This is a genomic window from Amphritea atlantica, assembly GCF_900111095.1.
Lineage (GTDB): Bacteria > Pseudomonadota > Gammaproteobacteria > Pseudomonadales > Balneatricaceae > Amphritea > Amphritea atlantica.
In genome coordinates this window covers 87,591-112,383 of sequence record NZ_FOGB01000003.1, presented here as the reverse complement: position 1 = coordinate 112,383, position 24,793 = coordinate 87,591, and the positions used below count along the sequence as shown (strand labels likewise).

General features: G+C 53.2%; 25 protein-coding genes. 17 read left to right on the top strand and 8 right to left on the bottom strand.

The annotated features are described in order from the left end of the window. Window positions 1–88 precede the first annotated feature (88 nt). Window positions 89–361 carry a hypothetical protein gene (locus BMY09_RS06425; RefSeq protein ID WP_091355555.1) on the top strand — a complete coding sequence of 91 codons (273 nt, stop codon included), beginning with the start codon at window positions 89–91 and terminating at the stop codon, window positions 359–361. An 85-nt stretch (window positions 362–446) separates the two neighbouring features. Here the strand turns inward: BMY09_RS06425 and BMY09_RS06420 are convergent, their stop codons facing one another. After that, window positions 447–902 (bottom strand): cell division inhibitor SulA, encoded by a 456-nt coding sequence (locus BMY09_RS06420; RefSeq protein WP_091355552.1) that lies wholly within the window; start codon window positions 900–902, stop codon window positions 447–449. Between the two features lie 2 nt (window positions 903–904). Beyond that, on the bottom strand, window positions 905–1,507 hold the full coding sequence (lexA, locus tag BMY09_RS06415; protein WP_091355551.1) for a transcriptional repressor LexA: 603 nt from the start codon (window positions 1,505–1,507) through the stop codon (window positions 905–907). 129 nt (window positions 1,508–1,636) lie between these two features. On the opposite strand from lexA, the gene dinG reads away from it, so the two are divergent. The 6 genes from dinG to sixA all read left to right on the top strand — a co-directional run bounded on the left by dinG (window position 1,637) and on the right by sixA (window position 8,528). After that, window positions 1,637–3,757 carry an ATP-dependent DNA helicase DinG gene (gene dinG, locus BMY09_RS06410; RefSeq protein WP_091355548.1) on the top strand — a complete coding sequence of 707 codons (2,121 nt, stop codon included), beginning with the start codon at window positions 1,637–1,639 and terminating at the stop codon, window positions 3,755–3,757. Window positions 3,758–4,044: 287 nt separating this feature from the next. After that, window positions 4,045–5,223: an ATP-dependent RNA helicase RhlB gene (rhlB, locus tag BMY09_RS06405; RefSeq protein WP_376787869.1), complete on the top strand. Its 1,179-nt coding sequence runs from the start codon at window positions 4,045–4,047 to the stop codon at window positions 5,221–5,223. Window positions 5,224–5,240: 17 nt separating this feature from the next. Then, complete coding sequence (locus BMY09_RS06400; protein WP_217647401.1) at window positions 5,241–6,683, top strand: protein adenylyltransferase SelO; 1,443 nt, start codon at window positions 5,241–5,243, stop codon at window positions 6,681–6,683. Window positions 6,684–6,747: 64 nt separating this feature from the next. Continuing rightward, window positions 6,748–6,975, top strand: coding sequence for a hypothetical protein (locus BMY09_RS06395; RefSeq protein WP_091355540.1), 228 nt, complete (start codon window positions 6,748–6,750; stop codon window positions 6,973–6,975). 72 nt (window positions 6,976–7,047) lie between these two features. Further along, on the top strand, window positions 7,048–8,076 hold the full coding sequence (locus BMY09_RS06390) for an NAD(P)H-dependent glycerol-3-phosphate dehydrogenase (RefSeq protein WP_091355537.1): 1,029 nt from the start codon (window positions 7,048–7,050) through the stop codon (window positions 8,074–8,076). After that, window positions 8,076–8,528, top strand: coding sequence for a phosphohistidine phosphatase SixA (gene sixA, locus BMY09_RS06385; protein WP_091355534.1), 453 nt, complete (start codon window positions 8,076–8,078; stop codon window positions 8,526–8,528). Before BMY09_RS06390 ends, sixA begins: the two co-directional genes overlap by 1 nt. Here the strand turns inward: sixA and BMY09_RS06380 are convergent. Continuing rightward, on the bottom strand, window positions 8,470–10,332 hold the full coding sequence (locus BMY09_RS06380; protein WP_091355531.1) for a PglL family O-oligosaccharyltransferase: 1,863 nt from the start codon (window positions 10,330–10,332) through the stop codon (window positions 8,470–8,472). The genes sixA and BMY09_RS06380 overlap by 59 nt on opposite strands. 163 nt (window positions 10,333–10,495) lie before the next feature. On the opposite strand from BMY09_RS06380, the gene BMY09_RS06375 reads away from it, so the two are divergent. From BMY09_RS06375 to BMY09_RS06360, 4 genes are all read left to right on the top strand, one after another. Further along, the gene (locus BMY09_RS06375; RefSeq protein WP_091355529.1) at window positions 10,496–11,356 is read left to right on the top strand and encodes an alpha/beta fold hydrolase; all 861 of its coding nucleotides are present in this window, start codon (window positions 10,496–10,498) and stop codon (window positions 11,354–11,356) included. 28 nt (window positions 11,357–11,384) lie between these two features. Then, a complete protein-coding gene (locus tag BMY09_RS06370) occupies window positions 11,385–12,233 on the top strand; it encodes a DUF4892 domain-containing protein (protein ID WP_091355526.1) in 849 nt (282 codons plus the stop codon). Between the two features lie 57 nt (window positions 12,234–12,290). Next, window positions 12,291–13,193: a patatin-like phospholipase family protein gene (locus tag BMY09_RS06365; protein WP_091355523.1), complete on the top strand. Its 903-nt coding sequence runs from the start codon at window positions 12,291–12,293 to the stop codon at window positions 13,191–13,193. A gap of 143 nt (window positions 13,194–13,336) precedes the next feature. Beyond that, window positions 13,337–14,248 (top strand): DMT family transporter, encoded by a 912-nt coding sequence (locus BMY09_RS06360; RefSeq protein WP_091355520.1) that lies wholly within the window; start codon window positions 13,337–13,339, stop codon window positions 14,246–14,248. Window positions 14,249–14,326: 78 nt separating this feature from the next. Here the strand turns inward: BMY09_RS06360 and folE are convergent, their stop codons facing one another. Together folE and BMY09_RS06350 are read right to left on the bottom strand one after the other, a co-directional pair. Continuing rightward, window positions 14,327–14,866 (bottom strand): GTP cyclohydrolase I FolE, encoded by a 540-nt coding sequence (folE, locus tag BMY09_RS06355; protein WP_091355518.1) that lies wholly within the window; start codon window positions 14,864–14,866, stop codon window positions 14,327–14,329. A 168-nt stretch (window positions 14,867–15,034) separates the two neighbouring features. Beyond that, the gene (locus BMY09_RS06350) at window positions 15,035–15,616 is read right to left on the bottom strand and encodes a Smr/MutS family protein (RefSeq protein WP_091355515.1); all 582 of its coding nucleotides are present in this window, start codon (window positions 15,614–15,616) and stop codon (window positions 15,035–15,037) included. A gap of 79 nt (window positions 15,617–15,695) precedes the next feature. Here BMY09_RS06350 and prmB point away from each other — a divergent pair, with 79 nt between their 5' ends. From prmB to phaR, 6 genes are all read left to right on the top strand, one after another. Beyond that, window positions 15,696–16,613 (top strand): 50S ribosomal protein L3 N(5)-glutamine methyltransferase, encoded by a 918-nt coding sequence (gene prmB, locus BMY09_RS06345; protein ID WP_091355513.1) that lies wholly within the window; start codon window positions 15,696–15,698, stop codon window positions 16,611–16,613. Between the two features lie 53 nt (window positions 16,614–16,666). After that, on the top strand, window positions 16,667–17,755 hold the full coding sequence (gene aroC, locus BMY09_RS06340) for a chorismate synthase (protein WP_091355510.1): 1,089 nt from the start codon (window positions 16,667–16,669) through the stop codon (window positions 17,753–17,755). A gap of 129 nt (window positions 17,756–17,884) precedes the next feature. Further along, a complete protein-coding gene (gene speE / locus BMY09_RS06335; protein WP_091355508.1) occupies window positions 17,885–18,736 on the top strand; it encodes a polyamine aminopropyltransferase in 852 nt (283 codons plus the stop codon). Window positions 18,737–18,871: 135 nt separating this feature from the next. Continuing rightward, entirely contained in the window at window positions 18,872–20,029 is a 1,158-nt protein-coding gene (locus BMY09_RS06330; protein WP_091355505.1) for an MFS transporter, read from the top strand. A 154-nt stretch (window positions 20,030–20,183) separates the two neighbouring features. Beyond that, entirely contained in the window at window positions 20,184–20,447 is a 264-nt protein-coding gene (locus BMY09_RS06325) for a DUF6489 family protein (protein WP_091355501.1), read from the top strand. Between the two features lie 65 nt (window positions 20,448–20,512). Further along, the gene (gene phaR, locus BMY09_RS06320) at window positions 20,513–20,998 is read left to right on the top strand and encodes a polyhydroxyalkanoate synthesis repressor PhaR (protein WP_091355499.1); all 486 of its coding nucleotides are present in this window, start codon (window positions 20,513–20,515) and stop codon (window positions 20,996–20,998) included. 55 nt (window positions 20,999–21,053) lie between these two features. Here the strand turns inward: phaR and BMY09_RS06315 are convergent, their stop codons facing one another. The 3 genes from BMY09_RS06315 to BMY09_RS06305 all read right to left on the bottom strand — a co-directional run bounded on the left by BMY09_RS06315 (window position 21,054) and on the right by BMY09_RS06305 (window position 24,784). After that, entirely contained in the window at window positions 21,054–21,404 is a 351-nt protein-coding gene (locus BMY09_RS06315; RefSeq protein ID WP_091355495.1) for a ribbon-helix-helix domain-containing protein, read from the bottom strand. Between the two features lie 118 nt (window positions 21,405–21,522). Continuing rightward, entirely contained in the window at window positions 21,523–22,089 is a 567-nt protein-coding gene (locus BMY09_RS06310) for a DJ-1/PfpI family protein (RefSeq protein ID WP_091355492.1), read from the bottom strand. Window positions 22,090–22,324: 235 nt separating this feature from the next. After that, a complete protein-coding gene (locus BMY09_RS06305; RefSeq protein WP_091355489.1) occupies window positions 22,325–24,784 on the bottom strand; it encodes an arsenate reductase (azurin) large subunit in 2,460 nt (819 codons plus the stop codon). Window positions 24,785–24,793 lie beyond the last annotated feature (9 nt).

Genomic DNA, 24,793 nt, shown 5'->3' with positions numbered 1-24,793 from the left:
ATCTGTATAGTGGTTGTGATAAGGCTTTGTAGCGAGCCGATTACCACTGTTTTTTTCAAACCCGGGTGCGGCCTGGAATGAGAACAATATGTCAGATATGTTTTTGGAAATTATTGAGCTGGATGACGGACAGATAGCGCTGCGACGGGCGGATTCTGATGATGAGCCCATTATGCGGATCAGCTTCTCCGACAGTGTCAGAGAGCAGCTTGAAGAGGAGTGCATCGATGTGGCAAAGGTGATGCTCACGGCAGGCATCCACATGATCTCAGATCTGAATGGTAAAGCGATCGATGCTGACAATGGAGTCAGCGAGATAGAGTCTGATGATGCGGATCCTCAGCCAAGAGTGATTCATTAATCCTGTCTGATTTATCGGGCCAAATGTAAAATAAAAAAACAGCGCAATGCGCTGTTTTTTTATTTTACTGGTTGAACCTGTTGCCTCAGCTGAGGCGACGATCACGGATCACAATGCCATGGCTCTTGCCGTTTGCAGCAGCGCATTCCAGACCTGCCAGTTCATCATTGCTCAGTACGCCAGGCCAGCTGATCACCGCATGGCAGGTTCCGGCTTTAAGCGCCTGACAGGCTAGCTGATAAGTTGAGTGACTCTGGTCCGGCTGCAATAACATTACCTTTTTGAGGTCGATGCCAGCGGCTTCAAGTAAGCTCTTTGGCAGGGTTGCCGGTGGAGCGATCCAGGCGAACCAGCGGTCATCCTTGCTCAATTGTGCAAGCAGCGGCAGTAGCATGGTCATTTCCCCAAAATCACTGCCTTGCAGGACTATTTCGGTAATTTTACCGGCCAGGCCTGTTTGATGCGGTTGTGCTGTTGCCGGACGGATAAGCCCTGGCAGAACGGGTTCTGAGCTGTTGAAACTGCTAACTGCGTGCAACATGATTAATGTCCTCTTCTGATAACCCCGACACCGAGGCCTTCAATTGAGAGTTCCTGCGTTTGCAGGTCGACCACAATAGGCTCGAACTCTTCATTTTCTGCGATCAGGTAAACCAGGTTACCCTCGCGTTTAAAGCGTTTAACGGTGACATCGTTGTCGATTCTGGCGACCACGATTTCGCCATTTTTAGCACTCTGGCACTGATGAACTGCGAGCAGGTCACCATCCATAATGCCGATGTTTTTCATACTGGTACCACGAACCCTGAGCAGGTAGTCGGCCTGAGGGTGGAAAAAGTCCGACGCGATGGTTATGCGGTCTTCGACATTTTCCTGCGCCAGTATAGGTTCACCGGCAGCAACCTGACCTACCACAGGCAGCCCCGGTTCGTCATCGAAGCCGGGAATCCGTATACCCCGGGAGGTGCCGGGGATCATCTCAATCGCACCCTTGCGGGCAAGCGCTTTGAGGTGTTCCTCTGCGGCGTTAGCCGACTTAAACCCCAGCTCTTTTGCTATATCTGCACGGGTTGGCGGATATCCGGTGGTGCTGATGCATTTTTTTATGCATTCAAGTACATCTGTTTGGCGTTGTGTCAGTTTCATGATGAACTCTGTTTTTTTATCCAGTAGCTGTAACTATATACAGTATTTTGGGTTTGTAAACATTTTTCTGTCTATTTATCCAGTATTATTGCTAGAATGTGCGTGGTTACAGTGTATTAGGGCGGTCAGGTGCTTTCAGAAGAGATAAAAAAAGAGATACAGGGAGCGTACCGGCGGTTTCTCGAGAGTCGTCAGCTTAAACCACGGATGGGTCAGAAGCAGATGATTGCTGAAGTGGCTAAGGTGCTTGGGGCGATCCTTCAGGATGAGAAATCCCATCGCCTTGGTGAGCAGCATGTCAGCGTCATCGAAGCGGGCACCGGCACCGGCAAAACCATCGGTTACCTGCTGGCAGTACTGCCAATCGCTAAAGCCAGGGGCAAAAAGGTGGTTCTTTCGACGGCGACGGTGGCGCTACAGGAACAGCTGCTGAATAAGGATCTCCCCGAAGTTGCAGAGCATGCCGGATTATCATTCAGTTTCGGGCTTGCCAAGGGACGGGGACGCTATTTCTGTATCAGTAAAGCAGAACAGCATCTTGACGCTCATGGCGCGACGGGGCAGCAGGCGCTGTATGAGGATGAGTTGTCGCTGAGACTCGACACCGATACGGTCGAATTTTATAAGAGTCTGCTCAACGAGTTTGCTGCAGGACGCTGGGATGGTGACCGGGATAACCTGACCCAGGATATCAGTGATCAGGATTGGAGCCCGCTGACCAGCGATCATTTGCAGTGTACCAATCGGCGCTGCAGTAATTTCTCCGCCTGTAGCTTTTTTAAAGCGCGTAAAGATCTCGATCAGGCGGAATGTGTGATTGCTAATCATGATATCGTGCTGGCCGATCTGGCGCTGGGGGGAGGGGCGATTTTGCCTGATCCCGCGGAAACGATCTATATCTTTGATGAGGGACACCACCTGTCCGATAAGGCCAGTGGCCATTTCTCCTTTAACCTGCGATTGAAATCAACCGAACGCTGGCTTGCCAGTACCATCAAACAGCTGGATAAAATGCTGGAGCAAACCGGCACGCCGCAGCTGTTGAGTGATTATGTTCAGCAGCAGAGAAGACCGGCAGAAGACCTTCAGGTGGTACTGAATAACTGGGCTGAGCTGATCAGACCCGTTCTGCTGGATGATTCCTTCAAGCGGCCGAAAGAGCGGTTTCGCTATACCGGCGGAGTTGTGCCTGATGAGGTCAGGCAGTTTGGTCTGCAGGTTGAACACCTGGCTGCCCGGATGACAACAAAGATGGAGATGATTCTGGACCTGCTCAAGGAGTCCCTTGATGGCGAAGGGGGCATCGATCGTCAGCCGGCAGAGATCTGGTATCCCCGTGTCGGGATGATGGTCGCCAGGCTGCAGACCATTACTGGCCTGGGACGGTCGATGGGTCATCCGGATGCCGGGGACAGTTCGCCGACAGCACGCTGGCTAAGCCTGGTGGAAACGGCTCAGGGGTATGATTTCGAGTGCAGCACCGCACCGGTGTCCGCTGCCGAGATGTTGCGGATGAATCTCTGGCAGCACTGTTACGCGGCGGTAGTGACCTCTGCGACACTGACCGCCCTGGGACGGTTTGACCGGCTGCTTGCTGATCTCGGGTTACCTGCAGAAACTGCCTGCTTTACTCTGCCCAGTCCGTTCGACCATTATCATGCTGCCGAGCTTTATGTTCCCCCCATGAAGGTTGAAGCTAATGATGTTGAACTGCATACTCAGGCGGTCACTGATTATCTTAATGCTGAACTGAAGACCGATTCCGGTACGCTGGTGTTGTTCAGCTCCTGGCGGCAAATGAGATCAGTGCTTGCCAGTCTCGACGAAAAGCTCAACAATAGGGTCCTGTCGCAGGGTGATTTCAGTAAAAATGAGATACTGAAGCGCCATAAGGCTGAAATTGACGAGGGGCGCGGAAGTATTATTTTCGGCCTCGCCTCTTTTACTGAAGGGGTAGACCTTCCCGGTGATTACCTCACCGAAGTGATTATTACCAAAATCCCTTTCAGTGTGCCGGATGATCCGGTAGACGCTACCATGGCTGAGTGGATTGAGCAGCATGGCGGCAATCCATTTATGGAATGGTCGGTGCCGATGGCATCGGTACGATTAACTCAGGCCGCAGGACGGCTGCTGCGCACCGAGCAGGACCGGGGACGAATCGTACTACTGGACCGACGGGTGGTAACCCGGCGTTACGGCCGGCAGCTACTGGACTCGCTGCCACCATTCCGAAGAAATATTAGCTAACCGTTCGCCCACGCGGATAAGGTATAACTTTGTTAAAGAAACTATTTAAACGTTCACACGATAACGCATCACAAAACAGTCAGTCATCGGTTGCCAGTCCTGCTGTAAAGCAAACGGCAGCGGCAACACCGGTAAAAAGCAACAAGGCCGCTGAGCGATCAGGTCGCAGTGCTGATTCAGCTGAGCGTCCCAAAGCGGCAACGTCCGACAGCGTAAAGCCGAAAGCGACTAAATCGAAAGCGCGAAAAGCTGCTCCCGTTAAGCCCTGGCGGCGCGAAGATTTTGCAGTGGAACCGGTGGAAGGGAAAAAACGCTTCCATGATTTTGATCTGCCCGACGATGTGATGCACGCTATTGCCGATCTTAATTTTAAATACTGTTCTGATATTCAGGCGGCCACGTTGGTGGAATCGCTGGAAGGGCGGGACATGATCGGTAAAGCGCAGACCGGCACAGGTAAAACCGCTGCCTTCCTGATCAGCATAATCACCGATCTGCTTGACTATCCGCTCGAATATAAGCCGGCTAAGGGGGTTCCCCGGGCGCTGATTATCGCGCCAACCCGGGAGCTGGCGCTGCAGATCGCATCGGATGCAGAAGAGCTGGGGAAATATGCCAATATCGGCGTGGTCGCCCTGGTGGGTGGCATGGATTATGACCGACAGCGTAAGCAGCTGGCTGCCCGCCCGGTCGATATTCTGGTGGCAACTCCGGGACGTCTGATCGATTTTGTGCGCTCCTCTGACGTTGATCTGGGGGATGTCGAGGTGCTGGTGCTGGATGAGGCCGACCGGATGCTGAGTATGGGGTTTATTCCCGATGTTCGCACGATTATTCGTCATACACCGCGCAAGGGAGATCGTCAGACGCTGCTGTACAGTGCGACTTTCACCGATGATGTGATGAATCTCGCGCGCCAATGGACTGTCGATGCCAAGGTGATCGAGATCGCCCCGGAACAGAAAAGTACGGACTCCGTTGAGCAACTGGTGTATCTGGTGTCGCGCAAGGATAAATACAAACTACTGCGTAACTTTATGCAGCTTAATCAGCTTGAACGGGTGATCGTGTTTGGCAATCGTCGTGATGAAACCCGGCGCCTGGCTGAGCGACTGCAGAAAGATGGTCTTAAGGCCTCGTTGATGTCGGGAGAGATTACCCAGCAGAAGCGGGTGAAAACCCTGGAAGATTTTCGCAGCGGTAAAATCAATATCCTGGTGGCCACCGATGTTGCCGGGCGTGGCATCCATGTGGATGGCGTCAGTCATGTGATTAACTACGCGTTGCCTGAGGATGCGGACGATTATGTGCACCGCATCGGCCGGACCGGACGGGCCGGTTCAACCGGTACCTCGATCAGTTTTGCCACCGAAGATGATTCCTTCCTGTTACCTGAAATTGAAGAGGTTGCCGGGGTGAAAATGAAGTGCGTATACCCAGATCCGAACCTGCTTGAGCCGGTATAACAACCATACGGGACGCGATGATGACGAGGTCTGGGTTGGATCAGCTACAGCTCGGGAACCGCTTTGCGGAGTTACCGGCCTCTTTTTATGCACGGGTTCAACCTCTGCCGTTGGACAATCCCCGTCTGGTTGCCTTCAGTTCTGATACCGCCGCTCTCATCGGGCTTGACCCCTGCCAGTTTTCTGAGCTGCAGTTAAGCGAGTATTTTGGCGGCCAGCGGTTGCCTGAGGGGAGTGATCCGCTGGCGACGGTGTACGCGGGACATCAGTTTGGAGGTTATACGGCCCAGTTGGGTGACGGTCGGGCTCTGTTGCTTGGGGACCTGCCGGGCTCTGATGGCCAGCGCTGGGAGCTGCAACTGAAGGGAAGTGGCAAAACCCCCTACTCACGACATGGCGATGGCCGTGCTGCCTTGCGCTCTGTTATCCGGGAATATCTTGGCAGCGAAGCACTGGCTGCGCTGGGGGTGCCCACCACCCGGGCATTGTGCATTGTTGGCAGTGACACGCAGATCTACCGGGACTCGATCGAGTCTGCGGCCTCGATGGTGCGGCTGAGTCCCAGCCATATCCGTTTCGGTCATTTCGAATATTTCTATTACAGTCGCCAACCGGACCAGTTAAAACAGCTGTCCGACTTTGTTATCCGGCACTACTACCCCCAGTGTGCCAGCGCGGCGAATCCCTACCTGGCGATGTATTCTGAAATACTGGGGAGGACCGCAAAACTGATAGCCCGGTGGCAGGCGCTGGGCTTTTGTCACGGGGTGATGAATACCGACAATATGTCGATTCTCGGTCTGACCCTGGACTATGGCCCCTTCGCTTTTCTGGATGGTTATCAGCCGGACTACACCAGTAACCGCACCGATGAACATGGTCGCTATGCCTATCATCAGCAGCCCTCAGTGGCGTTGTGGAACTGTGTTTGTCTGGCTCAGAGTCTCACTGGCCTGGTGAAACAGGCTGACCTCGAATCTGCCCTCAGCCGCTTTGAGTCTGTCTATGCGGTCGCTTATACCGAACAGATGAAGCAGCGTCTGGGAATGGAGGGAAAGGAGCGCCAGGATGGGGCATTGATTGAAGCCTTGCTACAGCTTCTGCAGCAGGTAAATGCTGATTATCATTGTGCTTTTCTGAAGCTGGAACAAGCTGCCACAGGCGAGGTCGAACCCTTTATCGCGCTGCTGGGCGATAGTCCACAGGTCAGAGACTGGCTTAGCCAGTATCTCAGTCGGATCAATAGCGATGCGACGATACAGATGAAGCAACATAACCCCAGGGTTGTGTTGCGCAGCTATCTGACTCAGCAGGTGATTGAACAGGCTGTGGCGGGGGATTTCAGTGGGCTGGTCAAATTGCATGATGCAGTGCGCGCACCGTTTAAAGAGCGCACGGATATATATGCTCAGCCGCCCCCTGAAGGAGATAAAAATCTCTCGCTCAGTTGTTCATCCTGATTGGCGAGTATCGTGTCAATTTCAGATGTAATATTACCGAGTTATCAGTTACAAAGAGGAACCCATGGATAAACATAAGACTGGCCGTATCAGTCAGGTTCTGGCAATTGTTGTCAGCCTGTTTTTTATTTTTATTGCGATAAACGGTTATCAGCGAACCGGTGATGTCGCCGTGGCTCTCCTGTTCGGCTTGCTGGCAGTACTTGGGTATTTTATCGTTAAGCTGCTATTTTCAGGGGTTAATAAACTGCTGGATTCGCTGGATGAGAAGCACAATAAGGGTTCTGAATAGTGGTTTCCGGCAATTGTCCGGCCTTTAACAGAAACGAGTTTAAGCACATTGATAATAAGTAAGGATTCTCTGATGACAGACAGGGTAAAAGTTGCAGTACTGGGCGGCGGCAGTTTTGGTACTGTACTGGCAAACCTGATTGGCAGTAAGGGCGAACAGGTTTATCTGTGGATGCGAAATGCCGAACGGGCCGAAGAGATCAATCGCAGCCATGAGAACCACCGCTACCTTCCCGGGCGGCCATTATCGGAAAACCTGACAGCAACAGCTGATCTGCAACAGGCATTGCAGGATGCTGAGATTGTCTTTGTTTCGATACCAAGCCAGTCGTTCCGTGAAGTGATCCGGCAGGCAAAACCATTTTTACGTGCCGACCAGATAGTCGTAAGCACAACCAAAGGGATTGAAGCTAAAAGCTTCAGCCTGATGAGTCAGATTCTCAGCGAGGAACTGCCGGGCAACCCTATCGGCGTCATCAGCGGGCCAAACCTGGCGAAAGAGATCGTACAGCAACAACTCACCGCGACAGTGATCGCCAGTGAGGATGAACGGGTCAGAACGGCCGTGCAGCAGATTCTTCACTGTGCTTTCTTTCGCGTCTATGCCAGCAGCGATATGTACGGTGTCGAGTTGGGGGGGACGCTAAAAAATATCTATGCGATTGCTTCGGGACTGAGTGCGGCGCTGGGTATGGGGGAGAATACTAAAAGTATGCTGATGACCCGAAGCCTGGCAGAGATGAGCCGTTTTGCCGTGCAGCTGGGAGCAAATCCGATGACCTTTCTCGGTTTAGCCGGCGTGGGAGATCTGATTGTTACCTGCTCATCGCCCCTGAGTCGCAACTATCGGGTTGGCTATGCTCTGGGTGAGGGGAAGACGCTTGAAGACGCTGTCGAGTCGCTGGGTGAGGTAGCCGAGGGGGTTAACACGCTGCGCTATGTGAAAGAGAAAGCTGACGAGCTGGAGATCTACATGCCGCTGGTCAGCGGTCTTTATGAGGTGGTGTTTAATCATGCACCGGTGTCTCAGGTGGCAAAAATGATGATGCTGAATACCCAGAGCAGCGATGTTGAGTTTGTTCTGCCAAGAGCCGATCTCTGATGCGCTTACTGCTGTTACGCCATGGAGAGGCAGGTTTTGATGCCCCCAGAGATGAACTGCGCTACCTAACGGAAAGAGGGCGGTTGCAGCTGCGTCAGCTGTTGACCCAACAGGCAGACGAATTTGCAGGGGTGCAGCGAATAGTACATAGTCCCTACCTGCGCACCTGTCAGACGGCTGAGCTGGTGCGCGAGGTGGTGTCGGTTAACGCCGAACCGCTGGATCTGCTGACGCCGGAATCAGCACCTCAGCAGGTGGTCGACTGGCTCAGTGAACAACGCGATGACAGCCTGCTGCTGGTGACCCATCAGCCGTTGGTCGGCTTGTTGGTGTCGCTACTCTGTGAGGCAGACCTGAGCCACCCGGAGCCGATGTTGCCGGGCGCTCTGGCGATTATTGAACTGGAGTTTCCGGCTGCCGGGCTGGGACAGCTGCAGAAACTGCTGCGCTAGCTGCACGGCTTGCTCCAGTTGTCGCTCCGCTGGCTGAAGGGCTGATTGTCTTAGTCAGGGGTGTTCCTGATATAACCTGTTTTATCAACCGGGCACTCTCGTTCAATGTCTTGATTTTGGGGTAACGGGCCTGTCCGTCTTCAATGGTTTGCAGCGCTTTCTGTTTTTGTCCGGTTGCCAGATATGCCCGGGACAGATCGATATAGAGCTGCGGTATCGGGGTGTATTCGATATAGGGGGTTGCCCACTGAATAAACTGCGGTGCAAACTGTCCCTGACGGGCGTTCAACTGGCGTAACAGCAGGGTGCGCATAAAATACAGCTCAGCATCGTCGCGGAAGAAAGGGTTACTCAGGGCCGGTTGCAGCAACGCCGGTTCAGTCATCCGGCCCTGTAAAAAGCGGATAATGCTGTTGTTGGCCTGCACAGTCTGAAGCATCACAGCGGTCACTCCCAGAAACAGAGCGACCGCAGAGATACCGCAGGTTAGCTCAGCGGAGCGGCTTAGTCCCAGTGGTTTTGTGGCCCGGCTGTGACGCAGCACGATAAAGATAAGGAACAGCATCAGGAACCAGGGAATATTGCTGATATAGAAGGGCAGTTCCACCTGGGTATGTAAACCGATTGGGATCAGCATCGCCATATAGCTCAGACCGCGACGCCAGCCACAGCTGAAGGCCGCATAGATAACCGTGATAACGGAGATCAGAATGCCCGCGATAGCGATAAGCCCCCCCTCCACCAACCAGAACATCAACTCATTATGGGGATGGCTGAGGCGGTCGGGAGGCAGGTTAGCATCGGGAAACCGCTGCAGGTAATCGACTTTCTGATCGTGCCAGACTTTCTGGAAACTACCGATGCCATGGCCGCTGAGCGGTTGCTGCTTAAATACCTCATAGGAGATCTTATAGATATTGATGCGGCTGTTTGAGCCGGAACTGGCAACCCCCTCGTTGTTTGTTCTGGCCAGATCGCCGAGCTTAGCGGTGCTGTTGTGGATGCCCTGCTGGCCCATGAACAGTGCTGCGGCGATGGCGATGGCTGCGGCGATCACCAATGGTTTGCGTTGCAGAAAACTGCGCCAGTTACAGAACAATAGAATCACGCCACCGGCGACGGCTGACAGCAGCCCGGTGCGGGATCCCGAAAAGGCGACAATAAAGCAGCTCAGAAAGATGCTGGCAAGCAGCACCAGAATAAGCATTGGCCGGGGCTTTAATGCCAGCGGACGGCTAAGCAGAAACAGCCCGGCCATCAGCACCGTTGCCTGAAACGATGCATGGATATTGATCTGTTGAAAAATACTGTAGGGTATCCCTTTGCTGGGGGTTATCACCAGTGGCAGGATACTGGGCCAGAGAATCTGGGAGACGCCATAGAGCCCGTGCACAATACCTGCGATCAGTATAATGATCAGCCCCCGTTCTACATCCCGGGGAGAAAAGCGAAACTGGAACAGGGCGATCAGAAACATAAAACCGCCGAGTATATAGAGTTGCCGGAACAGCCACTCGGTAGGCAGGAAGTTCTCGACGATGAAACCGAGGATAATCATACCGATCGGCAGCGCTGCCATCGCCAGCCATAAGCGGGGGTAGCTGAACTGTTTCTCTCGCAGCATCAGCAGCGTTGCGCAGGATATGATCAGTACTGCGGCGATCCAGACAGTGATATTGTGCGAGATCGACATCCCTTCGCCACCGAGGTTGGGCTGAAAGAACAGGGTCGCCGGGATAAACAGTATCCCCAGTAACCATAGCCCTGCCTGTTGCGGTTCAATCCGTGATAGTGTGTTGCTCATCAGAGGCCTCGGGGTCGGTGAATCATAGCATTCGCTGTTGGCATTAAGGTTTCTTGAAACAGTCTGTTTTTAAAAGAGAAAACAGTGCAGATACTACCTCATTTTTGTATCCTGATATATGCCGCATGGGGACAAACTCAGCGCCAGGTAAGGTTTTAAACAGATGAATACTACTCAGACGCAGACGACAGAAGAGCTGCGCTTTCAGGTTAATGGCCATCAGATTGCAGCCAAATGCTGGGGTGACCGTAACGCTACACCGGTGCTGGCGCTGCATGGCTGGCTGGATAATGCTGCAACCTTTAACCGTCTGGCACCCCAGTTGCGGGGAGTCCGGCTGATCGCGCTGGATCTGATGGGGCATGGCTTTTCAGATCACCGGCCCGCATCGATGCCTTATTACATCTGGGATAACGTGATGGATGTATTGGGAGTAGCGGATCAGTTGGGGCTGACACGGTTTTCTCTGCTGGGGCACTCCATGGGAGCCAGCATCGCTACACTGATTGCCGGTGCATTTCCCGAACGGGTAGAGAAACTGGTATTGATAGAGGGGATTGCGCCTCTGGTCACCGAGCCTGAAGATGCCGCAACCCAACTGGCTGCCGCCATTAAGAAGCGGATCCGTTTGCAGGGGCGGGAGGCAAAAGCTTACAGTGATTTCGATGCTGCGGTTAACGCGCGGATGAATGGCCGCTGGCCTGTGGATGCCGAAGCGGCGACCTGGCTGGTTGAACGGAGTATCGAGCAGCGTAGCGGTGGATATTACTGGCGCAGTGATGCCAATCTTATTCTGCCATCAGTGATGCGCATGTCTGAACCGCAGGTGGAAAGCTTTCTCACCCGAGTGACCGCGGCAACACTGCTGATTCTGGGTGACAATGGTATCCCTCAAAGTGATCGGCGTATCGCTTTGCTGCGTAACATCAGAACTGAGCAGTTGGCTGGAGGCCATCATCTGCATCTTGAAGAGCAGGCGGCCGGGCTAATTGCTACACTGATTAATGAGTTTGATCTGGTTTAACCGACGTAGATAAACAAAAGGATTGTGAATGAGGATTCAGGCATTTTTACAGGTAGTGTTGATGCTGTTGCTGAGCGCTGCCGTTCAGGCAGAGAGTGATGTCAGCGGTAGTAGTGATCCCCGTCAGCTTCCTCGGTTTCCATTAAGCTGGATTGTCAGTTACAACACCCGGGCGGTCCCCGAATACGCCCTTGCTACCGGGCCGATGAGAAAGATTGAGGGTATTATTGCACCGGAAAAGGATAAACGGATAAAGGGGGAACTCACCCGGATCACCTACAGGGTGCCTGATATCCATACACCGGATCAGGTGTTTAACTACTATCTTGATCTGCTGAAGAGTATGCAGGCTGACATTCTGTTCCAATGCAGCAGCCGGCAGTGTGGCAGCAGTAACCAATGGGCTAATAATTACTTTGAAGTTGCGGAGCTTTATGGGCTGGACCGGACCCAGTTTTTTCTCTCCGCCACTGCTGGCAATCTCCAGCTGGCGCTGTATACGGTAAAGCGCGGTAACCGTCGGGTTTATATCCATCTCGATCTGATTGAACCACTGAAGCAGACTGCCGAGACTCTCGCTGCCGATCTGCAACAGCAAGGCTTCAGCTGGCTGAGTGATGCTGAGCAGCTGGAACCTCTGATCGATTTTATGAGTTCGAACCCACAACAGAAGATTTTAATTGCCAGCTACAACCGGTCTGAGGGCGTCGGCACAGATGAACTGCTGGCGCGCAGTCTCAATGCCTCTTCAGAGGTCAGGGATCTGCTGGTTGAAGCAGGTATTGATGCCGGTCGAATCGACAGTATCGGTGTCGGGCCGGCACTGCCGGTGATTGACAGGGAGCAAGCGTCAGGGGTGTGGATTCAGTTACGCTGACTTGTACAACGGGTGTTGTGAGCTGCTATTGAGTGTTGTTTGCAAAGGGATTAAACGATGAAAACCACCGTGTCACTGGTGCTGGGGAGTGGGGGAGCCCGTGGGTATAGCCATATCGGGGTGATTGAAGAACTTAACCGACGTGGTTATGAAATCATCTGCATCGCGGGCAGCTCTATGGGGGCGCTGGTAGGGGGCATATATGCGGCCGGCCGTCTTGAAGAGTATACCGATTGGGTAACGTCTCTGCGACGCATCGATGTCTTTAAACTGATGGATCTCACTCTGAGGGGCGAGGGGACGATACGCGGCGAACGTCTGTTAGCTAAGCTGCGGGACATTGTTGGCAACCCTCTGATTCAGGAACTGCCCATCACCTACACGGCAGTGGCAACGGATCTGACACACCAGAAAGAGGTCTGGTTTCAGAAAGGGCTGATGCTTGAGGCGATCAGGGCGTCAATCGCGGTGCCGGGTTTTTTCACGCCGGTTGTTGAAGAGGACCGGGTGCTGGTGGATGGCGGTGTGTTGAATCCTATTCCCATTATACCCACGGTCGCCGCCCATGCTGACCTGATTATCGCCGTTGATCTGAACGCTGAAGCCCAGCGCCACCGGGTTGTCTTGCCTGAAACCCGCTATCTTGATCGCTCCGGGTTCAGTGATGAGTGGCAGGTTGAAACAAATCATAAGTCGCGACCGCAAACAGGAAAAAACAGTGTCCGGGATGCGCAACCCCATAAGGCTGCCGGCCGGATAGATGTGCTGTTTAATTCTGTCGAGGTGATGCAGGAATCACTGGGTAAGTATAAGGTGGCCGGCTACCCTCCTGATCTGCTGATCGGAATACCTAAAGACGCCTGTCGCTTTTATGAGTTCCATCGGGCCAGGGAGATGATAGAATTGGGACGTCTTATGGCGCAGGACAGTCTGAGGCAGATGGAAAAATCGATGCGTTAACCGCCTTGTCTGCCGAAGATGTTTTTAACTGTGTGCTATCCGGGGCGGATTCACAGCCTGTTGGCTACCGTGCTGAAACGGCTTTGCCTGCCACTCCCTGAAATATCGTTTTCTTATCTCTACATCTGACTACTGAGGTGAATATGCCGCTGTCGCCTGCAGCCCGGGCCGATCTGTTGTTGTTACTGGTAACCCTGATTGCTGCGGCAGGATGGATATTTTCTAAACAGGCACTGCAGGATCTCCCGCCATTACTGTTTATTGGTATACGCTTTCTGCTGGCAGGGGGATTGCTGCTGATTCTGGCATACAGGGATCTGCATCGCTTACGTCAGCAGCAGGCTCTGGTTAAGGTTTTACAACTGGGCGTGCTGATGACCTGCGCACTGTTATGCTGGATTCTGGGGCTTAAACATGGCGCTCACCTCGGAGAAGGGGCTTTTATTACCAGTCTGGGGGTGGTGTTGGTACCGGTGATGGCATGGCTGGTATTCCGGGAACGGGCATCGCTGAGCACCTGGCTCTCTCTGCCCGTTGCCATTTTCGGGCTGATGTTGCTGTCACTGGAGGGCGGGATCTCTCTGGCCGCAGGGCAGCTCTGGTTTCTCTCGGCTGCGTTGCTGTTTTCGCTCCACTTTGTGTTAGTGTCCCGCATGGCGTTGTCGGTACCTGCACTGATCCTCACGGCGGTGCAGTTGCTGGTGGTGGGAGCCGGCGGGGTTGTTGTGTCCGCGCTGGCTGAGGTGTGGCCAGACTCTGTTGGCAGTGCCGCGCTGGGGTGGTTGTTAGCCAGTGCGTTTATCGCCACCAGTCTGCGTTTTGCACTGCAAACCTATGCTCAGAGCCTGGCACCGGCGAGTCATGTTGCCCTGATTATGACACTGGAGCCGGTCTGGGCCGCGCTATTGGCTGCCATTGTCTATGGGGAGCAGATGAGTGTTTTACAGCTGAGTGGTTGCAGTATTATTTTCACCGCAATGCTGGTGAGTCGCTGGCGCTGGTTAAAGCCACTGTTTTACGCGATACGTAACCGCAGCCTTAGTTCTCAGCGCTGATACAATCTGGCGGATATAAAAAAGGAGCCTGTGAGAGGCTCCTTAATAATCCATATCCTGGTGGAGATATGCCGGTGATCAGTTGATCAGGGAGAGGAACTCGCCGCGGGTTGACTGGCTCTTGCGGAACGACCCCAGCATCATCGAAGTCTTCATGCTGCTGTTTTGTTTCTCCACACCGCGCATCATCATGCACATATGCTGCGCTTCGATGACCACGCCCACGCCATCTGCGCCGGTAGCCTGCATAATGGCATCAGCGATCTGCTTGGTCATGTTTTCCTGAATCTGCAAACGCCGGGCAAACATATCCACTATCCGTGCAATCTTGGACAGGCCGATCACCTGGCCTTTAGGGATATATCCCACATGGCACTTACCGATGAATGGCAGCATATGGTGTTCGCACATCGAATAAAGCTCAATGTCCTTGACGATGACCATCTCGCTGTTGTCTGTGGGGAAGAGGGCGCCATTGATCACCTCATCCAGATTTTGTTCATAGCCGCGGGTGAGAAACTGCATCGCTTTGGCCGCGCGCTTTGGAGTATCGACCAGGCCTTCACGGGTGAGGTCTTCACCCAGCTGCTGGATAATGCTGGCAAATTCTTTTTCCATTACAGTGTGTAATCCTGTTTTGGCCTGTCAGATCCTCTGTCAGTTAAAGCTGGTAACCGATCTGGAGTCACCGCTTTGTGACAGGGGCGTTAAAAAAGTGTGCTAACTTACGTGATTAGCGCACATAGGTAAAGTCTGCTGGCAAACATTTAACTGTTCACCGGGGTATTATCTGGCCCGTTTCAGCAATACATAGAGTGCGCCAGTGCCACCATCTTTTGGCTGTGCAGAGGAGAAGGCGATGACCTGATCCATCTGCCGCAGCCAGTCATTCGCATATGACTTCATCAATGCGTGCTGGCTTTCTACGCTGTTGGACTTACCGTGGATCACCATGACACAGCGTAGTTGTCGATTACTGCATTCGCGAATAAAGCTGCTCAACTCGGTGCGGGCATCATCGATGATGTAGCCGTGCAGATCAAGACCCGCATCCCAGGGGATATGGCCCTGTTTCAGACGCTTCATCAGTTTCAGCTGAACCCCGGGGCTGGCGTAGATCAGTTCATCTTCCGTTTCAACCAGATTAATGACTTCGGAGTTGAGACCATCGACAATCATCTCCTCATCCTGAACCGCCATCTGCCGTTTGTAACGGGTGGTCTGATCATCGGCCAGTTTCAGTTTTTTCGGTTGGCCCCGCAGGTCTGCCCGGTCATTTTTAATCCGGGTAACCCCGCTCATTGCCGCTGCAAAATCAAATTCAGTGTTTTCAGGGTGTTCGTTATCAGGCAGATCGTTATCAGACATAGCGTTCGCAAACAATATTCATTAACATACACGGCCTGCAATAAAGCAGGCACCAATTCGACAAATTATCCATCCAGACATGACCATCAATCAAGCACAGACCCTGAAAGAGCTGCATACGATACGGGATTTTATCCGTTTCAGTATGAGCCGCTTCTATGAATACGACCTTTATTTTGGTCATGGTACCGATAATCCATGGGATGAAGCGGTACAACTGGTACTGGGAGCCCTGCATCTGCCCTGGAACAGTAATCCTGAACTACTGGACGCCCGGCTCACGGGTGACGAGAAGCTGCGGGTGCTGGACTTCCTGGAACAGCGGGTGATACAGCGCCGGCCATTGCCCTACATTATAGGGGAAGCCTGGTATGCCGGCATGCCGTTTTATGTCGATGAGCGGGTGTTGATCCCCCGGTCCCCGATTCAGGAACTGATTGAGCAGCATTTCAGCCCCTGGCTGCGGGAAGGGCCGGTGGAGCGGATTCTTGATCTGTGTAGCGGGAGTGGCTGTATCGGTATTGTCTGCGCCTATGCCTTTGAAGAAGCAGAGGTTGATCTGGCGGATATCTCAGCTGATGCGCTGGAGGTTGCCCGGCGTAATATCACCCGCCATGAGCTGGATGAACGGGTGACGGCTATCGAAAGCGATCTGTTCAGCAACCTGACCGGTCGTCGTTATGATCTGATTGTCAGCAATCCGCCGTATGTGGATAGTGCTGATCTGGCGGGGATGCCAAAGGAATACCACCACGAGCCCGATCTTGCTTTGGGATCTGGCCCCGATGGCCTGGATATTACCAAACAGATACTGCGTCAGGCTGAAGAGTTTCTCACCGAGGATGGGCTGCTGGTGATTGAGGTGGGTAACAGCGAAGTGCATCTGCAACAGCAATACCCTCAGATCCCCTTCACCTGGCTGGAGCTGGCTGAGGGGGGGAACGGTGTCTTCCTGCTGACCGCCGCAGAGGTGCGACAGTATTGCAGCGCTATCTGAACGACTAGGGTATAATCGAGTTAATTTTTTTGCTTTAAAATCGGGAACAGACGATGTCAGGAAACACCTACGGTAAGCTATTTACTGTCACCACTTTCGGCGAAAGCCATGGGCCGGCGCTGGGCTGTATTATCGATGGTTGCCCGCCGGGGATTGAACTGACCGAAGCTGATCTGCAGCGGGATCTGGATCGCCGCAAGCCTGGTACCTCCCGTCATACCACCCAACGGCGTGAAGCGGATGAGGTGAAGATTCTCTCCGGCGTATTTGAGGGCAAGACCACCGGTACGCCGATCGGCCTGCTGATCGAAAACACCGATCAGCGCTCCAAGGATTACTCCAATATCGCTGAAACCTTCCGCCCGGCCCACGCCGATTACGTTTACACCCATAAATATGGTTTCCGTGATTATCGCGGTGGTGGTCGTTCATCGGCCCGTGAAACTGCGATGCGGGTGGCGGCGGGTGCTGTGGCAAAAAAATACCTGGCTCAGAAAGGGGTTGAGGTTCGTGGTTATCTGTCTCAGCTGGGGCCGATTAAGATTGACGGGTTCGACTGGAATCAGGTTGATCAGAATCCGTTTTTCTGCCCTGACGTGAATAAAGTCGCTGAGATGGAAACCTATATGGATGCCCTGCGCAAAGAGGGCAACTCCATCGGGGCGAAGATCTCAGTTTCTGCAACCGGGGTGCCGGTCGGTCTGGGAGAACCAATATTCGACCGTCTGGATGCCGATCTGGCCCATGCGCTGATGAGTATCAACGCCGTCAAAGGGGTTGAAATTGGTGATGGTTTTGCCTGTGTCGAACAGAAGGGCACCGAGCATCGTGATGAGATGACACCGGAAGGCTTTCTGTCGAATCACTCTGGCGGCATTCTGGGTGGGATCTCCACCGGCCAGGAGATTACGGCGCATATCGCGTTAAAACCGACCTCCAGTCTGCGTCTGCCGGGCCGGAGTATCAACAGCCGTGGTGAAGCGATCGAAGTCGTTACTCAGGGTAGACATGATCCCTGTGTTGGTATCCGTGCAACACCGATTGCGGAAGCGATGATGGCCATCGTGCTGATGGATCACCTGTTGCGGAACCGGGCGCAAAATGCGGACGTTGAGTGTGAAACTCCGGTCTTAAAAGGTTAAGATTCAGAAATAGTTTTCTAACCCCTTTTTGCAGATTCGTTTCTGCAACCAAGGGGTTTTTGTTTTTAGTTACGTGTAACTTTTTTTAACGACGGCGACATGCTCGCCTTTAGTTGTGGTGGATTTACTATGACAGTCTATAAAGAGACTCTTTACGATGGTTACGGTCAGGCGTTTGATGTGGAAGAGGTGCTGTTCGAGCAGCAGACCGATTCCTGGCATCTGATTATTTTCCGTAACCCCAAATTCGGAACTGTTATGGCGCTGGATGGTATTATTCAGACCACAGAAAAAGATGAGTTTATCTATCACGAGATGCTCACACATGTGCCGCTGATGGCCCACGGCAGTGCTAAGAAGGTATTGATTATCGGTGGCGGCGATGGTGGTATGCTGCGCGAAGTGCTGAAGCATCAGTCAGTCGAAAGTGTCACTCAGGTTGAGATCGATCAGGCGGTCATCGATATGTGTGTTGAATATCTGCCGAATCACTCGCAGGGTGCCTATGACAACCCGCGTGCCAACATCGTTATCGGTGATGGTATCGACTATGTTTGCCAGACTGATGAAAAATACGATGTCATCATTTCTGACTGTACTGATCCGGTTGGTCCGGGTGAGGTCCTGTTCAGCAGCCGTTTCTATGAAGGTTGCAAGCGCTGCCTCAATGACGGAGGCATCTTAGTGGCACAGAACGGTGTGGTCTATATGCAGCCCGAAGAGGTGGTAACCACCCGGCAGCGTCTCAGCCCCTATTTTGCTGATCAGACGTTCTACACCGCTGCGGTGCCCACCTATATTGGTGGTGCGATGACCTTTGCCTGGGGCTGCGATAATGCTGCTGCCCGGCAACTGAATGTGCAACAGATCGCCGAGCGCTTTAATGCCAGTGGTGTTAAAACCCGCTACTACAACCCACAGATCCATGTGGGCAGCTTTGCACTGCCGCAGTATATTCTGGAGAAGCTGGGGGACGTCTGATTTCCAATATGAGTGGTATAGCGTATTAGTGCACAATGACAAAGATCCAGCGGTTGTAACAATCGGTGGATTTTTGTTTTTATGCCTGCACAGATGACAGGAGTCTGCTCAAATGACAATGAAACTGAATAGCTGATGTCACTCAATATCTATAGCCGTTTGTCGGGCTTCTACTTCTTTTACTTCTCCCTGTTGGGGGCTTTGGTACCGTACTGGAGTCTCTATCTCAAGTCGTTCGACTTTAATGCGCAAACGATTGGCAGCCTGATGGCTATTCTGATGGCGTCACGTATTGTTGCCCCCAATATCTGGGGCTGGCTGGCAGACCGGACAGGTGAGCGCTTGAGAATTGTGCGCTATGGGGCATTTCTCACCTGCCTGATCTTTGTGCTGATCTTCTGGCAGGAGAGCGCGCTGGGGATTGCCCTGGTGATGACCGGCTTCAGTTTCTTCTGGAATGCGGTGTTGCCCCAGTTTGAGGTGTTGACCCTGAGCCATCTGAAAGGGCGTGAGCAGCTCTACAGCCGGATACGTTTGTGGGGCTCCGTCGGATTCATTATTGCCGTTATGGGGATTGGCTGGTTGCTGGATCTGGTGAGTATACGCTGGCTGCCCTGGGTGATGCTGGGGCTGATGGTGATGATCTGGATATCATCGTTGTTTGTTGAAGCGAACCCCGCACCACGTCAGACAGATGAAAGTGGTTTTGTGCAGCAATTGCTGCGGCCACAGGTGCTGGTGTTTTTCCTCATCTGTCTGCTGATTCAGTTCAGTCACGGACCCTATTATACGTTTTACTCGGTGCTGATGGACCGTCTGGGTTACATCCGTACCGAGATCGGTCTGCTCTGGTCGGTCGGGGTGGTGGCAGAAGTACTGATCTTTATTCTGATGCCTAAACTGATCGCCGGTCTGGGGTTACGTAAATTGATGATCATCAGCTTGCTGTTGTGCGTAGTGCGCTGGCTGCTGATTGGTCTGATACCCGAAATTCTGCCACTGATGCTGTTTGCTCAGACACTGCATGCCGTGAGTTTCGGGGTGTTGCACGCCGTAGGTATCGCGCTGGTGCATCACTATTTTTCCCCCTCCAATCATGGTCAGGGGCAGGCGATGTTCAGCAGTTTCGGCTTTGGTGTTGGCGGCGCGCTGGGGGCTTTGTGCAGCGGTTTAATGTGGGAAACCCTGGGTGCAGCCGCAACATTCAGTGTGGCCGCAGTGGCTGTTTTAATCGCCGCCGTGTGTGCAACTATTTGGATAAAACCGGAAAATTGTGCAGAAACGAATCGGTAAATTTGTTTTGCACCGCAGTTGGTATAGTATTAGATTAACAGCCGTTAAGTATTTGAATCGCCACTGGGTAGTTTTGCAGAGCGCAGTTTACAGAGTCTTTACTGACAGGCGGTAATTTTGACGGATTAACCGGTCCGGCTGAGGAGAGGTGCTGATGAATTTCAAAGTCGATGTTGAAATGACACCCGAAGAGCTCCGTAAGGTGCTGGGGTTGCCGGATGTAGAATCGTTTCAGAAAGAGATGATGAGCAAAATTCAGGAGCGAATGGATGCGGGGGTGGATGGTTATGATCCCCTGACACTGTTCCAGCCCTATATGGCCAGTGGGCTTGGTTCGATGGATGCCATTCAGAAGATGCTGCTGAATATGATGACTTCATACACCAACAGCAGTAAAAGCGCTGATAAAAACAAATAATACTCCCTCCTGCCACACTGCAGCAGAGTGTCGGACAGGAGCAAAACAGGTAGAGAGAGACTATTTTGAGAATTCTCAGAAAATATACAAACCGCCGTCTGTACGATACATCACGCAGCTGTTACATCACGCTGGAGGATGTTAAACAACTGGTGCTGAATCAGGAAAATTTTCAGGTCCAGGATTCTAAAACAGGAGCAGATCTTACCCGCAATATACTGCTGCAGATTATCAGCGAACAGGAAGCGCTGGGACATGGAACGCTGCTGACCAATCAGGTCCTGCAACAACTGATCCGTTTCTACGGTGACAGTATGCAGGGGATGATGAGCCAGTATCTGGAACAGAGTATTGCGACTTTTATCGATCAGCAGGAACGCATCCGCGAACAGATGCAGAATATGATCGGCGCCGCCAACCCGCTGAATATGATGAACAAGATCGCCGATCAGAATATGGCGATGTGGAATATCTTCACACCGCCGGGTGGTGAAAAATCATCTGATAATCCCGCCAGTAATGATTCCGGGCCATCCAAAGAAGATAAGTAGACCGGCGTTGATTCAATCAGCCCGCTAATGATCCTGACAGATCTTAGCGGGTTTTTTAATGTCTCTTCTGAATCTCGCTGGCGAGAATAGAGTCTGCATCCAGGGTATTGATGGCGATCTCTCTGTTCGCCGGGATCTCACCGGTTAGTTGCAATGCCAGGTAGCGCATACAGCACACCCGCAGGAACGAGGTGAAGTTGCCCAGGTCATGCCCCGCATCGATCGATTCATGATAGAGGCGGGTGAGCATTTGTGGAATATTCATATGATCCCGCGCAGCGATCTCCTCCAGCGTATTCCAGAAATAGTTTTCCAGCCGCACACTGGTGACCATACCATCGATACGCAGCGAACGGGTGCTGCTCTTCCAGTGCGCTGTATCGCCATTGATAAACAGTTTGCACATAGTGTGTTCCTGTGGGGTCGTGGTGAACGTTTAGCAATTTCTGCAGGCAATAAACGGCTATCTGTCAGATAGCCGTTGCAGAGCGTTAGTAAAGGTTAGTTGCAGGTTAAACGTTTTGCTATTTTAGCAGGGCTAAAAACTGCGCTAACCAGGCCGGGTGAGCGGGCCAGGCAGGAGCCGTGACCAGGTTGCCATCGGTGACTGCGGCATCGATAGCGATTTCGGCATAGATGCCGCCGGATTGATTTACTTCCGGCATGCAGGCCGGATAGGCAGAACACTTCCTGCCCTCCAGTACTCCAGCCGCAGCGAGCAGCTGGGCACCGTGACAGATTGCCGCTACTGGCTTATTGGTGGTAAAGAAATGGCGCACCATGGCTAATACAGCAGGATTGAGGCGCAGGTATTCCGGTGCACGTCCCCCGGGAATCACCAGTGCGTCATAATCAGCGGGATCGATCTCGGAAAAAGTAGCGTTAAGGGTGAAGTTATGGCCGCGCTTTTCGGTATAGGTCTGGTCACCCTCAAAGTCGTGAATGGCGGTGGCAACGGAATCGCCACTGACTTTATCCGGGCAAACGGCATCGACACTGTGTCCCACCGTGAGCAGGGTTTGGAAGGGCACCATGGTTTCATAGTCTTCGGTGAAATCCCCGGTGATCATCAGAATCTTCTTATTACTCATAGCGTACTCCTAGCTGTTACTGATTGTTGTTATATCTCAGAAAGCACAAGTACACGGTACCAGTCTCAGCGAAACAGCGGGTATTAGATGGATACTACAGCACCACTTTGCGGAAGGGGGCAGAATAGAGCTGTTCTGCAACGGTCGCAGGTCAGCTGTCTGATTCTATAACTCTGCTTACATCCCGTAACAAGCCGCCCCCTGAGGGGCGGCTTAAGCTACGGTCTTTCACCGGTCAGATATACCGGCGACGCTTGAAGGACACGGTCTCTTTATAGTCCTTCATCGAGCTGACCTTGCGGATATCGGCCCAGGTCCCTTTGTAATAGGGGATATAGTTCCGGTCGGTCCAGCTGGTGACGACATCGCCCACATTGCCGTTGAAGTACCCGAACATCATGAAGGTGTGGCCTGGCTTCATGTCCGGTTCCAGATACGCCATGGCAAAGGAGGAGCCGAAATCGTTGAACACCTCGACCACGTCGCCTGACTCGATCCCCAGCTCTTTGGCATCTGTCGGATTGATTTCGATCGGTGCCATGGGATAGCGCCTGGTGCGAAAGTCGACGCGCTGGTCATGATAGGCCGTCTGCCAGATATGGTTGGTACGTCCGTTGTTGATCCAGAACCGGTATTTTTTACGCTGGGACTCAACCATCTCCGGCAGGCCGGTCCACTCGGCAGGCAGGAAGTGTGCTTTGCCATCGGCAGTACTGAACTTATAGTCGGTATAGACCATCTCGGTGCCGATCAGCCGGTTGTCCCTGTACTCCCTGACGGGCAGTTGCACTCCGTTGTTACCTTGCTTTCGCAGCCGGTCATAGGTGACAAGATGCCCGGTTGCACCTCCCTGAGTGTCGATACCTTCGGGTTTGCGGAAACCATCGTTGAAGGAGTCCTCTTCGGTTTTCCAGTCGAAGCCCGAGAAGCGTTGGGCCATCGTCTTATTACCTTCTTTCTCGTACAGCGCTTTGATGCTGTTGGCAATTTCGGCTGCTATCAGGCAGTCGGGTTTGGCCTCGCCGGGAGGATCCATAAACTTCTCGGAAAGGCGCATACGGCGTTCACCGTTCATCGACGTGAGATTCATCTCCCCCGGATGAGCTGCTGGCAGCATCAGGTGGGACGCCTGGGCGAACTTGGTCGGGTATAGATCGATGGTGGTAATGAATAACCCGCCGCGATTAGTGACCGCGTCATAGATGGCGTCGATCATGCTATCTACGCCGCGACCGCGCACCTGGGCCAGCGCATCACGGACGATGTTGGCACGGCGGTATAGGGTTTGACGATATTCCTGAGCGTTCAGGGTCGACTGGAAGGCGTTGCAGGCCCACACGGTGAGCATTTTGCCATTGCCCCTGATGATTTCCTGATCGATGTAGACCGGCCGCTTACCGGGATAGGGTGGACGTACATAGCCCTCCTGGTGGCCGCCGAGACGGCAGACGCCGGTGCCGCGACGCCCCACGTTGTGAGTAGCCAGCACCAGATCTACCAGGGCGGACTGAATACGATAGTTGTCGTTGCCCCAGATAATACCCTTTTCATACAGGTGCGCGGTGCGTGGACGGTGGCCGGACGGCTTCGGCTTATAGGCCCAGTCGGCGGCTTTTTCCAGATCCTCCTCCGACACGCCGGTGATCCTGGAACACTCCTTCAGACTCATATGGTTGGCCTTCAGCGCTTCATCGAAGCCGGTGGTGTGCTGGGCGATGAAATCCTGATCGTGCCAGCCTTTGTCCACCACGTAAGTCAGCAGGCCGTTGAACAGTGCGGTATCAGTCCCTGGGTTGATCTGCAGATGCAGCACACGGTCCTTACTGCTCTGTTCGCAAATCGCCGTGGTCAGTGAGCGTCGCGGATCCACCAGAATGAAACGTCCACTATTGGCGGTCTCTTCTTTAAACCACGCTTTTTTCTTAGCTACGGTGGCGCCGGTGAGGTTTGGCAGGGCGTGAGCAAGGAAGTAGTTGGTCTGAGTCTCGTAGGCGTTGGCTCCGATAAACATAATGGTGTCTGCCAGTTCGCTGTCCTCATAACTATTATTCAGCTCGCCGATACCCATATCGCGGGTGGCGTGACACTCCGAGTTGTAGGCCGGGCGGTTGTGGATGCGCACCATCCGGGTTTTGAGCGCAGAGAACATTAACTTGCCGCTACCCCAGGTGTTCTCGAAGCCGCCACCGGCTCCGCCATGGTCGAAGGCGTTAAACATGATCGCATCCGGACCAAAGGTGTCCATCAGGCGCTTGGTTACCCCCGCGTAGACGGCCATGGCTTCCTCCCAGCTTACATCCACCCAGTCATCGCCGGTAAACAGGCGTGGGTACTTGAGACGGTCGCGGGTGACGCCATCGGCGTTGTACATAATTGTGGCCATCTGACCCCCGCGGGTGGAACTCAGGCCCTGATTGACCACGCATTCCTTGTCCGGCTGGATCATGATGTTGTATTTCTTGCCACCATCTTCCACAACATTGATCATGGCCGGGGTCATGGTGCCGGATAGCGGCGGTTGTTGACTGCGGAAATCTCTGCCCAGAGCATTCTCGTCTGGCGCACGGCCGCCCTCGGCTCCATGGGGCCATTTGTATACATGGTAGCCACAGCCGACGATACAGAAGTGGCAGGTCATGTTGGTTTTCTGCGCACCCACAGGGGGCAGTGGTACGCGATCTTTATTATGTGACATGATGCTCGC